This is a genomic window from Kordiimonas laminariae (genome assembly GCF_023008165.1).
GTDB classification, from domain to species: domain Bacteria; phylum Pseudomonadota; class Alphaproteobacteria; order Sphingomonadales; family Kordiimonadaceae; genus Kordiimonas; species Kordiimonas laminariae.
Map to the genome: position 1 here is coordinate 41,754 of NZ_JAKQZA010000009.1, position 14,815 is coordinate 56,568.

11 protein-coding genes are annotated in these 14,815 nt (G+C 46.9%); 7 read left to right on the forward strand and 4 right to left on the reverse strand.

Going from position 1 to position 14,815, the window contains the following annotated elements; all coding sequences use genetic code 11:
• Nucleotides 1-28: 28 nt before the first annotated feature.
• Nucleotides 29-1,123 (reverse strand): acyl-CoA dehydrogenase family protein, encoded by a 1,095-nt coding sequence (locus MF542_RS15715; protein ID WP_247021190.1) that lies wholly within the window; start codon nucleotides 1,121-1,123, stop codon nucleotides 29-31.
• A gap of 29 nt (nucleotides 1,124-1,152) precedes the next feature.
• On the reverse strand, nucleotides 1,153-2,352 hold the full coding sequence (locus MF542_RS15720; RefSeq protein WP_247021192.1) for an acyl-CoA dehydrogenase family protein: 1,200 nt from the start codon (nucleotides 2,350-2,352) through the stop codon (nucleotides 1,153-1,155).
• Between the two features lie 220 nt (nucleotides 2,353-2,572).
• On the opposite strand from MF542_RS15720, the gene MF542_RS15725 reads away from it, so the two are divergent.
• Both MF542_RS15725 and MF542_RS15730 read left to right on the forward strand, forming a co-directional pair.
• The gene (locus MF542_RS15725) at nucleotides 2,573-3,031 is read left to right on the forward strand and encodes a (2Fe-2S)-binding protein (RefSeq protein ID WP_247021194.1); all 459 of its coding nucleotides are present in this window, start codon (nucleotides 2,573-2,575) and stop codon (nucleotides 3,029-3,031) included.
• On the forward strand, nucleotides 3,024-5,267 hold the full coding sequence (locus tag MF542_RS15730; RefSeq protein WP_247021196.1) for a xanthine dehydrogenase family protein molybdopterin-binding subunit: 2,244 nt from the start codon (nucleotides 3,024-3,026) through the stop codon (nucleotides 5,265-5,267). The genes MF542_RS15725 and MF542_RS15730 overlap by 8 nt, the downstream gene beginning before the upstream one ends.
• A gap of 89 nt (nucleotides 5,268-5,356) precedes the next feature.
• Here MF542_RS15730 and MF542_RS15735 read toward each other — a convergent pair whose 3' ends face one another.
• Both MF542_RS15735 and MF542_RS15740 read right to left on the reverse strand, forming a co-directional pair.
• Entirely contained in the window at nucleotides 5,357-7,444 is a 2,088-nt protein-coding gene (locus MF542_RS15735; RefSeq protein WP_247021198.1) for a TonB-dependent hemoglobin/transferrin/lactoferrin family receptor, read from the reverse strand.
• A 176-nt stretch (nucleotides 7,445-7,620) separates the two neighbouring features.
• Nucleotides 7,621-8,769 (reverse strand): acyl-CoA dehydrogenase family protein, encoded by a 1,149-nt coding sequence (locus tag MF542_RS15740; protein ID WP_247021200.1) that lies wholly within the window; start codon nucleotides 8,767-8,769, stop codon nucleotides 7,621-7,623.
• 112 nt (nucleotides 8,770-8,881) lie between these two features.
• Here MF542_RS15740 and pcaF point away from each other — a divergent pair, with 112 nt between their 5' ends.
• The 5 genes from pcaF (at nucleotide 8,882) to MF542_RS15765 (ending at nucleotide 14,800) form a co-directional block, all read left to right on the forward strand.
• Nucleotides 8,882-10,087, forward strand: a complete 1,206-nt coding sequence (gene pcaF / locus MF542_RS15745) for a 3-oxoadipyl-CoA thiolase (protein ID WP_247021202.1) — start codon at nucleotides 8,882-8,884, stop codon at nucleotides 10,085-10,087.
• 37 nt (nucleotides 10,088-10,124) lie between these two features.
• Nucleotides 10,125-10,691, forward strand: coding sequence for a TetR/AcrR family transcriptional regulator (locus MF542_RS15750; protein ID WP_247021204.1), 567 nt, complete (start codon nucleotides 10,125-10,127; stop codon nucleotides 10,689-10,691).
• A 126-nt stretch (nucleotides 10,692-10,817) separates the two neighbouring features.
• On the forward strand, nucleotides 10,818-11,279 hold the full coding sequence (locus MF542_RS15755) for a YHS domain-containing (seleno)protein (protein WP_247021206.1): 462 nt from the start codon (nucleotides 10,818-10,820) through the stop codon (nucleotides 11,277-11,279).
• A gap of 156 nt (nucleotides 11,280-11,435) precedes the next feature.
• Nucleotides 11,436-12,593 carry a glycosyltransferase family protein gene (locus MF542_RS15760; protein WP_247021208.1) on the forward strand — a complete coding sequence of 386 codons (1,158 nt, stop codon included), beginning with the start codon at nucleotides 11,436-11,438 and terminating at the stop codon, nucleotides 12,591-12,593.
• A 110-nt stretch (nucleotides 12,594-12,703) separates the two neighbouring features.
• The gene (locus MF542_RS15765) at nucleotides 12,704-14,800 is read left to right on the forward strand and encodes a 3-hydroxyacyl-CoA dehydrogenase NAD-binding domain-containing protein (RefSeq protein ID WP_247021209.1); all 2,097 of its coding nucleotides are present in this window, start codon (nucleotides 12,704-12,706) and stop codon (nucleotides 14,798-14,800) included.
• Nucleotides 14,801-14,815: the final 15 nt, after the last annotated feature.

Genomic DNA, 14,815 nt, shown 5'->3' on the forward strand with positions numbered 1-14,815 from the left:
GCTTTTCTCTGTTATGAAGCTCTAAAACTTAGAGATCAGCGAAACGGTTCAGGTGATAATCTGTATCACCATATACTGTTTCATTCACGATCATGCGTTTTACATAAGCGCCAAGAGCGTATTCGTCCGTCATGCCGATGCCGCCATGCATTTGAATGCACTCCTGGCCGAATGTACGTGACGCTGCACCCACTTTTGCTTTAGCGGCGGATACTGATTTCTTACGTGTTTCAGCATCTTCGTTGCGTGCTTCCACAGCTGCTTCCATAGCAATAGATTTAACTTGTTCAAGCTCAACAAGAAGGTCCACCATACGGTGTGCAAGAACCTGGAAGCTACCGATTGGACGGCCAAACTGTGTACGCGTACGAAGGTACTCCTGTGTTAGTGTGCTCGATTCCTGCATTGCACCAAGCGTATCCGCTGTAAGCGCTGCTGCACCTCGGTCAACTGCTGCTTCAATAATATCAGCTGCACCGCCAGCTTCTCCAAGAAGTGTGCCTTCAGCACCTTCAAGGATGATATCAGCCGCACCGCGACCATCCAGAAGTTGATAAGAACGAAGTGAAACGCCATTAGCTTTCGGATCAACAAGGAAGAGGCTAGGGCCACCAGCGTCCGCTGAAACAATAAGTTTATCAGCAGAATCTGCGCCCATCACCACGCATTTGCGGCCGGAAAGCTTCCATATACCACCTGCTTCTGTAGCTTTGGTGTTTGATGCCAGAGCATCGTGGCGCTCGCCCGGCTCGTAGAAGCCCGCAGCAATTTGAACTTCTCCCGTAGCAATTTGTGGCAGAAGCTCTTCAGACACTGTGCTTGTCGCTTCAACAATGTAAGCGGAAACAACGGCGCTGCTAACATATGGCTCTGTAACTAACCGGCGGCCAAGTTCTGTACAAACTGCCATTACATCAACATTGTTGCCGTCAAACCCACCAGCTGCTTCTGGGAGTGGCATCGCCATAACACCAAGCTCTGCAAGCTGGTTCCAGTTCTCAGGAACATGGGAAACCTTGTCCGCGATTTGTGAGCGGTAGTCTTCGAACGTGTAGCTTTTCGCCAGTGAACGCTCAAGCGACTGCACCAGCATTTTCTGTTCTTCAGAAAAATCAAAATTCATAATCTTACCCTTTAACAGTGCTGGTTAGTCTAAAAGCCTAGAACCATCTTGGAGATGATACCGCGCTGAATTTCATTGGAACCACCAAAGATGCTGATCTTGCGAGTGTTCAGATAGCGTGGTGCCGAGATAGCGTTTTCAAGTGAACCGATCATCTCATCGTTCCAACCTTCTGTTTCCAGTTCTGGCTGGAATGGCAGAGCGTATAGGCCAGACGCTTCCATCTTAAGCTCATAAAGGCGCTGTGCTACTTCACTGCCGCGAATTTTCAACATGGAGGAAACAGGTCCCGGGTCCATCCCGCGTTCGGTTTCAACAAGCATGCGTTTGTTGGTGATATCAAGCGCCCGCAGCTCAATCTCAACTTCAGCCAGTTTGGTTTTGAAGTTTTGGTCTTCAATCAGCGGTTTGCCGTTTTTCTTTTCAGCGGCCGCGAGGCGTTTGAGGCCATATAGCTGTTCCTTAGAACCGCCAATGCCCGCAATACCAATACGCTCGTTCTGGAGAAGGAACTTGGCGTATGTCCAACCTTTGTTTTCTTCACCAACCAGATATTCAGCCGGTACTTTTACATTATCGAAGAAAACCTCGTTCACTTCGTGACTACCATCAAGTGTGATGATCGGGCGTACCTCAATGCCCGGAAGATCCATTGGCATCAGAATGAAGCTGATACCCATCTGAGGCTTTGGTGCATTGGTATCGGTGCGTACCAGGCAGAAAATCCAGTCAGCATGCTGACCAAGAGTTGTCCAAGTTTTCTGGCCGTTTACGATGTAATGGTCACCTTCACGAACTGCAGATGTTTTAAGGCTCGCAAGGTCAGAACCAGAGCCTGGCTCAGAGAAGCCCTGACACCACCAGTCAGACCCATCAATAATACCGGGTAGGAACTTTTCTTTCAGGTGATCATTACCAAAAGCGATAAGAACAGGGCCAAGCATAGATACGCTGAATGGAAGAACTTTTGGCGCACCAAATGAATGGCATTCTTCATCAAAGATGGCATATTCAACAGGGGACCAACCCGTGCCGCCGTGCTTTTCAGGCCAAAGCGGAACCGACCAGCCTTTTTCAGCCAGAATGCCGTGCCAGCGTGTGAACATTTCAGCTGTCAGGTGACCCGCGCCTTTAGAGGCGTCACGGATATCATCAGGTAGTTTTTCCTTCAGGAAGGATCTTACTTCATCCCGGAACGCTGTTTGTTCCGTAGTAAGTTGTAATTCCATGATTATCTCCAAGTGGTAATAGTGTTTGACCCTAATGTAGGTGGGTTCCCTGACTTGTCCAATATATTTAATGCATGGGATTAAAATCTTTTCTGGTGCTGCTTCCATGCTTTTTGAGGGTTTACCTACCTGATACAAGTTACCTTGGGTAATTTATGTTGAATAATCAAAAGGTGAGTGCCATATTAGGTTCAGTTACCCTTGGCCAGCAGAGGAAAACATGGCGACATTCAATTTGAACGGTAAGGCTGTTACCGTAAACGAAGAAGGCGAAATGCCGCTTCTTTGGGCGATTAGAGATCATCTTAAATTAACCGGTACTAAGTTTGGATGCGGTGTAGGCGCATGCGGCGCCTGTACGGTGCATATAGATGGCGTGGCGACACGAAGCTGTGTCACAGCGATTGAAGATATCGAAGGCGCTGATATTCAGACTATTGAAAGCCTGGAAAAAGACGGTGCACCAAGTTCCGTTCAAGCCGCATGGATTGCTGAACAAGTGCCTCAGTGTGGATACTGTCAATCTGGTATGATTATGGCTGCAACCGCACTACTCAGTGAAAACCCCAATCCCTCTGATGAAGATATTGATGAAGCAATGACCAATATCTGCCGCTGCGGAACGTATCCGCGTATTAAAAAAGCGATCAAACGAGCAGCGGAGATGAGCAATGGGTAAGTTTACCAGAAGAGCTTTTATGGTTGGTGGTGCTGCTGTTGGTGGTACGCTGGCTCTTGGTGTGGGTTTCCTCTCTACTATTGATACATCAGGTTATGATGCCGTTATCGCTGATGATGGCTCCTTTGCTCTGAATGCTTGGGTAACGATCAAGAAAGATGGCACCATACAGTTTGCTGTCCCGAGGCTTGAGATGGGGCAGGGTGTTTTCACATCCCTCCCCATGCTTCTTGCAGAAGAATTGGAAGTTGATCTTTCCGCTGATAATGTTTCCGTGGTGCACCCTCAGGAAAATCTGCCTGTTTATGCCAATTTTGCTATGATGTTGAGGAAGCATCCTGAGCAGTTTTCTGGTGCTGGGGATTGGCTGGGCAAGAAGATGTTTGGTCTTATGGGACTCGCGGGTACAGGCGGTAGTACAAGTATTGTAGATGCATACACGCCGCTCAGGAAAGCAGGAGCAATTGCCCGTGAGATGCTGATCAGCGCAGCCGCGAAACAGTGGGGTATCGCTAAATCCGATTGTTTTGCTGAAAATGGCCAAGTAGTAAGCCGGCTCTCTGGCGATAAACTATCATACGGTGAGCTTGCTGAAGCAGTTTCCAAGGAAACACCTGATGAGAATGTACGCCTGAAACCAAAGAAAGATTTCAAGCTGGTTGGCAAGCCGCAAAAGCGTGTGGATATCCCAAGTAAGGTAAACGGCACAGCCAAGTTCGGTGTAGACGTTGTAACTGACGATATGCTGTTTGGCACTGTTATGCAGAGCCCTGTGTTTGGTGGCGTGGTTAAATCAATTAATGATACTGAAGCTTTAAAGCTCAAAGGCGTGAAGAAGGTCGTGAACCTTGGTGATGCCGTTGGGGTGATCGCGGACAGTTACTATAAAGCCAAAAAAGCGCTCGATTATCTGGATGTGGAATTCGATGATAGCGCGGTTACTAAGCTGAATAGTGACGATGTGAGCCGTATGCTTAAGGAAGCCATTGAAACGGGTGAAGAGCATGAATTTGTTCACGAAGGAGATGTTGAAGCCGCATCAAATGGCCAGGAAACTATTGAAGCGTATTATGAAGTACCGTATCTCGCCCACGCGACGATGGAACCCATAAATGCAACAGCATGTGTAGATGGTGATAAGGTGGAAATCTGGTCTGGTAACCAGATGCCAGCCAATATGGAAAGTGTTCCAAAGGATGTCGTGAATGCCAAGACTGTGACACCGCATATTATGTATGCAGGTGGTGGTTTTGGTCGCCGCGTTGAAAAAGATGCTGAAACCTATGCCGTGAAAATGGCAGCTGCCATGCCCGGCATACCTGTGAAAGTTATCTACTCGCGCGAAGAAGATATGCAGCATGATGTATACCGTCCGGCCGCCGCGGCCCGGTTGAAGGCCGTGCTAGGCAGCGACGGTTATCCCGACGTGCTGGATACCAAGGTTGGCTTGCAGCCAATTATGCCAAGCTTCAGTAAACGAAATCTGCCGTTTGAAATTGCAGGGCTTTCTGAAGCTAGCAACATGGAAGGCTTACAGCATAGTAAGTATGAGGTTCCAAACCGTAGGCTGAAAAACAGTATTATTGAAACCAATGTACCTGTTGGTTTCTGGCGCAGTGTTTCTCACACACATAATGCATTTTTCCTTGAAGGCTTTGTTGATGAACTTGCTCATAAAGCGGGGCATGATCCATTCGAATATCGTCAGCACCTTCTTAAAGGACATAAGCGGTTATCGGCTCTCCTTGCGGAACTAAAGAAACAGGCTGATTGGGCTAAACCTGTACCCAAAGGCAAGGGGCGCGGTATCGCGGTCCATGAAAGCTTCCTTAGCTATGTAGGGGAAGTATTTGATATCTCGCTTTCAGATGACGGCGAAGTGACCGTGGATAAAGTTACTTGTGTGGTTGATTGCGGCAGTGTGGTGAACCCGGATACCGTGAAAGCGCAGATGGAAAGCGGGATTATCTTTGGCCTGTCAGCAGCGCTGTTTGGTGAAATTACCCTTGATGGTGGTGCGGTAGAGCAGACCAATTTCACAGATTATGAAATGGTGAAGATGCGCCATGCGCCGGAAATTAGTGTGACAATCATGGAAAATGATGAACTCCCCGGTGGTGTTGGTGAACCGGGAACTCCGCCGGTGTATCCAGCCCTTGCCAATGCGATTTTTGCAGCAGGCGGTAAACGCATCAGAAGTATGCCAATTACCAAGTATGGATATTCATCTATCTAAAGTAAAAAAAGAGGCCACCTCGATGGAGGTGGCCTCAGGCTCAGTTCTGATAACCCGAACAGGCGGGAAGATATTATCCTTTGCGAGGATTAGAAGGAACCTGTCCAGCTCACCAAAGCTTTAAAGTTGCGACCGGGTTCTGAAACGCCGGCGAATACACGTTCGAAGTTTGTATCGAATAGGTTGTTTACACCCAAATCAACGCGAAGCCCTTTGAGAGCGCCTTCTTTGGGTTGCCATACATAGTAGAGATCAACCGTTTCGTATGAATCCCGGATTTGGTCTTCATCATTCACTTCTGAATGTTCTCCAGCAAGCTGAGCACGCATGCCGAAGCGGCTGTCAATTTCAGGAAGTTTGAAGCCTGTGTTGATATCGAAGCGAGTAGGGGTAAGTGTGCCTACAAAATCACCGGTGATAGAGTTAGTGCCGTCGATTGAGCTGTAGCCAGCAGTTAAAAAATAACGTGCGGTATCATAGGTAAGTTCAATCTCAACGCCGCTCAGGTCTGCCGCAACAGTATTTACGTTTTGGCTGGTGCCCGAAGTACACGGGCCTGGTATTGTTGGAACAAAACACTGCGGTGAGAATGTTACATCCACTGACAGATCAATCAGATTTGTGACATCCGAAGTGAAGTATGTACCCTTAACAGCAAAGCTATCGCCTTCAAGGAAGGCATCATTGAAGGATAAGCCCGCGCCGAATTCCCATGTTTTGGACCTTTCTGGTTGCAGATCCTGATTTTCGATAAAGAAATTAGGGGCTGTTACAAATGGCCCAAGCGGAATTTGGAAATGGATGCCATCAGCAAAAATTTCATTGAACGAAGGCGCTCGGAAGCTTTCGGAATAGCTTGAGAAGATCATCATCCATTCGGTTGGATGGTATGCCAGAGCTACTTTTGGTGACCATGCACTATCGTCTGTTTCAAAAGAACTATCATCCGCGGAATTTTTGAAGTTGTCATAGCGAATAGCAGGTATGAAATTCAAACGGCCGAGTTCTGTTTGTACTGTGACTTCTGCCTGGATGAAACTGCCGAATGTTTTGGCGTCTGCATCAGGAACACCACCGCGAGTGCCATCCGTTGACATATTGTCTGTGCCAGTTTGGTCGTCAATATAATATTCAAGGCCGTATGTTAGGGCGAATTCAATGTTTTGGCCGCGGTTCCATACAGAACGGTTTTCAGCAACAAGACCAAATGTTTCTACATCACGTGTTACAACTCGGTCACTATCCACTTCGTCCTCATTCACAGAAACATCGTTTTTGAAAACAGTAATTTTGGCGTCGATCAGATCATTGTCTGATGGATTGAAAACGAGACCAGCGCGGTAAGTATTGCTTGTTGTATTTTTGTCGACAAGGTCACCAACATTGGCACCTTGGCCGTTGTTTGGCTCCAGGCTGTCACCATTGAAAGAAAGCCATGAGAAATCAAGCTTCAGATCATCTGTGAAGCGGTAAGATGCTTTGATAAGGCCTGATGCAAGCTCGTCATCAGATTGCAGGCTGGCGCCGCTACCCAGATCAATATCAGTTGAATCACGGTAAGTGAGGCTACCTACAGCATCAAACTTTCCGTCTTCAGAACGACCAAATAGTGAAACGCCTTTTGTCCATTCATTGTTCACACCCTGAAAGCCACCTTTTAGGCGGTAACCAAGGGTAGAATCTTCATCCAGTAAATCGGCCGCGTCTATGGTCTGGAATGCAATAACACCGCCAAGACCACCAGAGCCATATAGAGCAGAGCCTCCACCGCGAACAACTTCCGCGGTTTTCAGAAGATCGGGTTCAATAAAGAAGCGACCGTCATGGCCTGAAATGAAGCTTTGGCGAACACCATCAAATAGGATGATTACACCTTCGCCAGAGATGCCGCGAATGGAAGGTGTTTGCGCATTACGGCGAGGGCCACCATCAAAGAAGATACCCGGAGTGTTCTCGAACAGGTCAGAGATTGATGAGGCAACTAGATCGTCGATTTCATCTTTGGTGATAACGGATACAGAACCAGGGTGCTCGAAAGCGCTTGTTGCTGAACGTGTTGCCGTTACCGTAATTTCTTCAGGAAGGTCTGCTTCAGCTTCTGTCGCTGCAGCTGTACCTGTGAGGGCAATAAGCGAACATCCTGCCGCCAGCCATGAATATTTCCCCAACACAGTCATGTGCAATCTCCGTTGCTTTGATAATAATAGTGATAATGATTCGCAATTGATTTACGGGAATGCGTTGCGATTGGCAAGGTATTTAATAATGATTATTAGAATCGTTATTAATTTTAATGCTGTTGTGGCTAAAATAGTTTGGAATAAGCCGAGAACTTAAGGCATGTAAGTATATGTTAATAGGAGGAAATTACATCTTTTGCGATGATGAGCTGCTGAATTTGGCTGGTGCCTTCGTAAATCCGGAACAGGCGAGCATCTCTATAGAGTTGCTCAATACCATATTCTGAAATATAGCCTGCACCGCCCAGTATTTGAACAGCCCTGTCAGCAATGCGGCCCACGGCCTCTGAAGCAAAAAGTTTTGTGCAGGAAGCTCTGCGCTTGGTGTTTTCACCTCTGTCTTTGGCTTTTGCTACATCACGGATCATGCATTTGGCAGCATAAATTTCTGTCTCGCTATCAGCGATCATCGCCTGAATAAGTTGGAAGTTAGCTATAGGTTCGCCAAACTGTTCGCGCTCTTTAGCGTAAGTAACTGCATCCCGAAGAATCCGTTCAGCAAGACCTGTGCATACGGCGGAAATATGGATACGGCCTTTATCCAAAACTTTCATAGCTGTTTTAAAGCCAACATTTTCTTTACCACCAATGAGGTTTTCCGCAGGTATTCGGCAGTTTTCAAAGATCACGTCTGCGACTGGCGCACCTTGCTGGCCCATTTTCTTTTCAGGCTTGCCTACAGAAACACCGGGTGTATCGGCCTCTACAAGGAAGGCGGAAACCCCTCTGCCGTCTGTAGTGGTTTTATCTGTGCGTGCCATAACAGTAAAGAGGCCGGCGGTCGGGGCGTTGGTTATATAACGCTTGGTACCGTTTAATATATAGTGGTTACCATCCTTTGTAGCCGTTGTTTTCAGTGATCCCGCATCTGAACCTGATGAGGCTTCAGTCAAGCAGAAGGACCCTACCAATTCACCGCTTGCCAAACGAGGTAAGTATTTTCGCCTTTGTTCATCTGTACCGTCTATGAGGATAGCTTGAGAGCCAATACCTACATTGGTGCCAAAAGCGGAGCGGAAGGCAGGGGCAGCTTGGCCGATGCACATGGCGATCTCAACTTCATCTGCCAGACAAAGGCCCAAGCCACCATATTCTTCCGGAATGGAAATACCGTATAAGCCGAGCTCTCGCATTTCTGAGAGAATACCCTGGTTCATCTCACCAGTTTCTGCCATAGCGCGTTCAGCGGGGATCAATCGTTCTTTTACAAACCGATCAAGTGTTTCGAGAAGTTGCGTTCTTGTTTCTTGATCTAATGCCATGGCTTTCTCTCCCTTATGAAGGAAGTATTTCTTAAATTGGATGAGGCAAGGCTGGATAATATACATATTTGCAATAAGTTATCTTCTAAACCTAAGGGGAAGGGAGTTGGCTATGAAACATGCATTCATCTGTGACGGTATCCGCACACCAATCGGGCGCTATGGCGGTGGCCTCGCACATGTGCGTACGGATGACCTGGCAGCCCATCCTCTTAAAGCTCTTCAGGAACGGAATGTAGGTGTGGACTGGGCTGCAGTGGACGATATGTTTTATGGTTGTGCCAACCAAGCTGGAGAAGATAACAGGAATGTAGGCCGTATGGCTGCTCTCCTTGCAGGAATACCTGAGGCGGTGCCTGCTGTGACTGTGAACAGGCTTTGCGGTTCTGGGCTTGAAGCTGTTGCGCAAGCGGGCAGGGCCATATCAACCGGTGAAGCAAGGCTTACCATTGCTGGCGGCGTTGAAAGTATGTCGAGGGCACCGTTTGTCATGGCGAAAGCATCGAGTGGTTTCTCCCGCAACGCTGAAATGTACGATACCACAATTGGCTGGCGCTTTGTGAACAGGAAACTGGATAAGGAATACGGTACCGATAGTATGCCAGAGACCGCTGAAAACTTGGCGGCAGAGATGGATATCAGTCGGCTAGATCAGGATGCTTTTGCCTACCGTTCGCAAATGAAAGCAGCTAGAGCGCAGAAAGCCGGAAGGTTTGAACGGGAGATTGCTTCAGTTTCTATTCCTCAGCGCAAAGGCGAGCCTCAGGTAGTTTCTATAGATGAGCATCCTCGGCCTTCAACATCTCTTGAGGGTTTGGCAAAGCTGGGGACACCTTTTAAAGAAAACGGTACAGTGACTGCGGGAAATGCTTCTGGCACTAACGACGGGGCAGCTGCTCTTATTATTGCTGATGAAGAGACTGCTATGAAGCATGGCCTTACACCAAAAGCACGTATTGTGGGTACAGCAGTAGCAGGTGTGCCGCCCAGAACCATGGGGTATGGCCCCGTACCAGCGACTGAGAAGCTGTTAAGCCGTCTTGGCATGAAACTTAGTGATATAGATATTATTGAACTGAATGAGGCGTTTGCCGCGCAGTCGCTCGCATGTATGCGTGGTTTAGGTATCGCTGATGATGCCGATTATGTGAATCCGAACGGAGGTGCAATAGCACTTGGGCATCCGCTTGGTATGTCGGGTTCCCGGCTTGCTCTTACGCTTACACATGAACTTCAGGCGAAAGACGCTCACTATGGCCTCGCAACGATGTGTATTGGTGTAGGCCAAGGAATTGCTATGGTGATAGAGCGCGTGTAGGATATGCGTTCGGCAAGGAATGTTAAGTGAGTTGAAGTTGGAACAATCACCAAAAGAGAAATTAATAGAAACAGCGACAGTCTTATTTTCAGAGTATGGATTCCACGCAACTGGAATAAACCGTATTCTTGAAGAATCCGGGATTGCTAAGAAAACGCTCTATCACCATTTTTCTTCGAAAGATGAATTGATTGTTGAAGTTCTACAGCGGTATGACCATTTAGCCCGACAGAAGTTCAAGACAATGGTGGAAGAAAGGGCGGCTTTTCCACTTGAACGTATCTTCGCATTTTTCGACGTTCTTGAAGATTGGTACGAAGATAAAAATTTCTTTGGCTGCTTTTTTACAAATGCTGTGGGTGAATATTCCGCGATTGAATCTGAGATTCGCGCCGCTTGCCAAAACTATAAAAAGGAAATGCGCTATTATTTAAGGGAGCTTTGTTTCCTTGCGGGCTTGCCTGACCCTGAAAAATTAGGGGACCAACTCTTTATGTTGTTTGAGGGCGCAACGGTGATTGCGCAGGTGGCAGGCGATAGTAAATCAGCCATTTTGGCCAAGCAAACAGCAACGCAGCTAATCGAACAAGCACAGCAATCCTGATTGATGACGGTCTCCTCACAGCGACGTTATCGCGAGTTGATTTGAAAAGAGACAAGGTTGTCTCCATCTTGTTGGCAAGGGTAGACAAGGTGGTCTACCGCTTTGGGAAAATCAGGAGACATCCAAATGAAACTTCTAAGTAATTTTGTAAAAAGCATTGCTGCTTTGTTCGTATTCGTAGGTGCTGCTACTTCTGCAGCTAACGCTGACACTTCTACTTCACTAGTAGGCGTTCAAGGTTATGACCTTGTATCTTACCAGTCTGGTAAGCCTGTACGCGGTGCTGGCACTAACACTGTTGAAGTAGACGGTGTTGTTTACCAGTTTGCTACAAAAGAAAACCTAAAGAAATTCAAAGCTAACCCAGCGAAATACCTACCAGCTTACGGTGGCTACTGTGCATTTGGTGTTTCTAAAGGTAAAAAATTCATCGGCGATCCAAACGTATGGAAAGTTGTTGACGGTACACTTTACCTAAACCTGAACAAAGACGTTCAGCGCATCTGGGAAGAAGATGTTCCAGGTAACATCACAGAAGCAAACGGTCAGTGGAAATCAATTGCTAACGTTCCAGCAGCTGATCTTTAATATCCAACTAACCTAACCCCCAAGGTTTAGTTGAACCGAGCGGAAGCCCTCACCAATTTGGTGAGGGCTTCTTTTTATTAGGCGTATCAAATAGCTATTTTAAATGGCAGATCATGACCCTATGATGGACAAGGATAAACTGCTGGTAGAAGCTAAATGAAGTCTATTTTCTTTTTTGATTTTCTTAGTACAGACAACATGCATCTGCCATTTAATTCAGGATATCTGAAGACCTTAAGAAACGCTTTTCCTGATGATGAAATTATTTTTTGTGCACAGCGTGGGCATGTTGAAAATATTCAGGAATATCTTGCTGATGAAGATGCAATCACTTTGCGAGTATGTGATGGATTTGATCACAGAGCCCGCGTGAATCAGTACCCTGTTACAAGTGCTTTTTCAGCATATAGGTATGTGAAAGATGTTAGGCGCTTTATCAAAGGTAAAAACTTAAGATTACTTTCTATTGGCGGAGTTGAAGCTGCCTTGTTGAGAACTTTTAAGCGGTTTGGTTCGTCGCTTACTAAGGCTCCACTGCATTATATCTTACATGGTCAATTAGGTGGCACATTTGCTTGGAGATCCAGAAATCCTTTACATAGATGGTTTGATTTTCGTGCAGAATTTATGCGAGGTCTGCCCGAGAACCAAAAATGGGTCGCCCTTGAAAAAGGTATAGAAGATGCTGTCATATCTCTGGTCCCTTCACTAAAGGGGCAGATCATAACTTTGCCGCACCCATTGATAAATTACCCAGTAAGTGAAAATGAGGTGCTGAAAGCCGAGCGGCCTATACGATTTGCCTACATAGGTGTTTGTAGTAAATTGAAGGGCTTTGAAGCCTTTCGCGATTTAGCCTTGCGTTTAACAGACGAAAATAGAGAGTTTTGGGTTATTGGCTCTAAAGGAAAAGCATACGCTGATGATGATTTTAGTATGTTTAAACAAGAGCCTGCTGATGATTTTCTTGAAGCGGATCAATTTTACCGAATGCTCAAACAGGTGGATGTAATTGTGTTGCCGTTTGAAGAGGGGTATAATTATATATCGAGCGGCAGCATGCTTGATGCCGTTTCCTTTTTAAAGCCTGTTATGACGGTTAAAAGCTCTAACTATAGGCACATGTTAGCGGATTATGGTGAGTTTGGCCCCCTTGTGAGTGATTTATCTCAAATAGAGGAGGCCGTGGCGGGCCTGACATTTGAAGGCTATCAGCAAAAATGTGATTCCTGGATTGATGTACTGGAGCGTATCAGAGATGAGCGCAGACCCGAATGGTTAGCACAAGGTTACCGCAAAACTTTGGCTCCTTAAGACCTTACTGTAACATTTTGTCTATTTGCATTTGGCAAGTGCGGCTAATGCCCTACCTATTTATCTGATAAGATTTTCAGGATCGAATGAGATAAAGGGGAGGGTTTTTTATGTCAGTTGTTTCCAGAAGTGATAACGGCAATATTGCGGTTCTTTCTATTAATAATCCGCCCGTTAATGCTTTGTCGCATGCTGTGCGTGAGGGACTGCAAAATCACATGCGGGATTTGGCCGCGGATGATACTATTGAAGCGATTGTTGTTGCTTGTGAGGGCAGCACTTTCATCGCTGGGGCTGACATCCGTGAATTTGGCAGTCCGCCTAAAGCACCACATCTTGGTGAAGTGGTTGATCAAATCGAAGCAATGGAAAAACCTGTTGTCGCGGCAATCCACGGGACTGCCTTGGGCGGTGGGCTCGAGGTGGCGCTTAGCTGCCATTACCGTGTCGCACTTTCATCTGCTAAGATAGGGCTACCAGAAGTGAAACTTGGTATTTTGCCGGGTGCTGGTGGAACTCAGCGTTTGCCGCGTATTGCAGGCGTTGATAATGCGCTGAATGCTATTGTAAGTGGTCAGCACTTTCCTGCCAAAGTTGCGGCTAAGTGGGGCGCTATTGATGATGTGGTTGAGGATGGTCTTGTTGAAGCAGCAATTTCTTATGCTGAAAGCAAAATCGCCGATGGTCCGCGCCGTACTGGTGATATCGAAATTGACGACAGCAAATATGATGCTGATTATTTTGTAGGGTTCCGTAAATCCATTGCACGCCAAACACGGGGCTATTTTGCGCCAGAACGCTGTATTCAGTGTGTAGAAGCTGCTGTATCCATGCCGCTGGCTGAAGGACTGAAACGAGAGCGTGAACTGTTTATGGAGTGCATGAGCAATCCGCAAGCACGTGCGCTGCAGCATATGTTCTTTGCAGAGCGACAAGTGAGCCGTATTCCGGATATTGATAAATCCACGCCACGTCGCGAAATTAAAAAGGTTGGTATCATTGGTGCCGGAACCATGGGTGGCGGTATCGCCATGAATTTTGTGAATGTGGGTATTCCGGTAACCATTCTTGAAGTACAGCAGGACGCACTTGATCGTGGTCTTGGTGTAGTACGCGGTAACTACGAGCGCAGTGCGAAAAAAGGCAAACTTACACCAGAGCAGGTGGAAGACCGCATGGGACTGTTCAGCGGAACGCTTTCTTATGATGATCTCTCTGACTGTGATCTGATCATTGAAGCTGTTTTCGAGAAGATGGAGATCAAGAAAGAAGTGTTTGCGAAGCTTGATGCTGTTGCGAAAGATGGTGCAATTCTCGCTTCTAACACTTCATACCTCAATATTGATGAAATGGCAGATAGTATCAGCCGCCCGGGTGATGTGATTGGCCTGCATTTCTTCTCTCCAGCTAACGTGATGCGTCTTTTGGAAATTGTACGCGGTGCGAAAACTGCGCCTGATGTGCTCGCCACATGTGTTGATCTGGCTAAGGCAATTCGTAAGGTTGGTGTCGTGGCAGGTGTTTGTCCTGGCTTTATTGGCAACCGCATGCTGGCGCCGTATGGCCGTGAAGCAAGCCTCAATGTAATTGAAGGCTGTGCCCCAGAGGAAGTAGATACGGCGATCTTTAATTTTGGTATGCCGATGGGGCCAATGACCATGTCAGATATGGCTGGTCTTGATATTGGTTATATGAACCGTCAAAGCATGGGCCGCGAAAACTATGAAACCAAAGCATATGACTGGACAGACCGTGTGGTGGAAAGCGGCCGTAAGGGATTGAAAGTTGGCGCAGGTGTTTATGATTATGATGAAGGTAGCCGTACACCGAAACCGTCAGCCGATGTGATGGCTATCATCGAAGAAGAAAGCGCTAAGCTCGGTATTGAGCGTAGTTCAAAATCTGCTGAAGAGATTGTAGAGCGTAGTTTCTTTGCCATGATCAATGAAGGTGCGAAGATCCTTGGCGAAGGTATGGCTTACCGTGCCAGTGATATTGATGTGGTTTATGCAAATGGATATGGCTTCCCGCCATATCGTGGTGGCCCGATGCACTATGCGGATAGCCTCGGCCTTGATTATGTTTACAAGCGCATTTGCGAATTCCGTGAAGAAAGTCCTCGCTGGTGGGAGCCGGCACCGCTTCTTGAGAAGCTTGCCGGTGAAGGCAAAAGCTTCGCAGATTTTGATAAAGAAAACGCAGCATAGAGTAAGGTTTAAAGA

Coding starts and splice junctions, on each gene's coding strand:
- MF542_RS15755 (WP_247021206.1), top strand. CDS start 10,818: ATGAAACTTCTAAGTAATTTTGTAAAAAGCATTGCTGCTTTGTTCGTA.
- MF542_RS15735 (WP_247021198.1), bottom strand. CDS start 7,444: ATGACTGTGTTGGGGAAATATTCATGGCTGGCGGCAGGATGTTCGCTT.
- MF542_RS15765 (WP_247021209.1), top strand. CDS start 12,704: ATGTCAGTTGTTTCCAGAAGTGATAACGGCAATATTGCGGTTCTTTCT.
- MF542_RS15725 (WP_247021194.1), top strand. CDS start 2,573: ATGGCGACATTCAATTTGAACGGTAAGGCTGTTACCGTAAACGAAGAA.
- MF542_RS15740 (WP_247021200.1), bottom strand. CDS start 8,769: ATGGCATTAGATCAAGAAACAAGAACGCAACTTCTCGAAACACTTGAT.
- MF542_RS15720 (WP_247021192.1), bottom strand. CDS start 2,352: ATGGAATTACAACTTACTACGGAACAAACAGCGTTCCGGGATGAAGTA.
- MF542_RS15760 (WP_247021208.1), top strand. CDS start 11,436: ATGAAGTCTATTTTCTTTTTTGATTTTCTTAGTACAGACAACATGCAT.
- pcaF (WP_247021202.1), top strand. CDS start 8,882: ATGAAACATGCATTCATCTGTGACGGTATCCGCACACCAATCGGGCGC.
- MF542_RS15730 (WP_247021196.1), top strand. CDS start 3,024: ATGGGTAAGTTTACCAGAAGAGCTTTTATGGTTGGTGGTGCTGCTGTT.
- MF542_RS15715 (WP_247021190.1), bottom strand. CDS start 1,123: ATGAATTTTGATTTTTCTGAAGAACAGAAAATGCTGGTGCAGTCGCTT.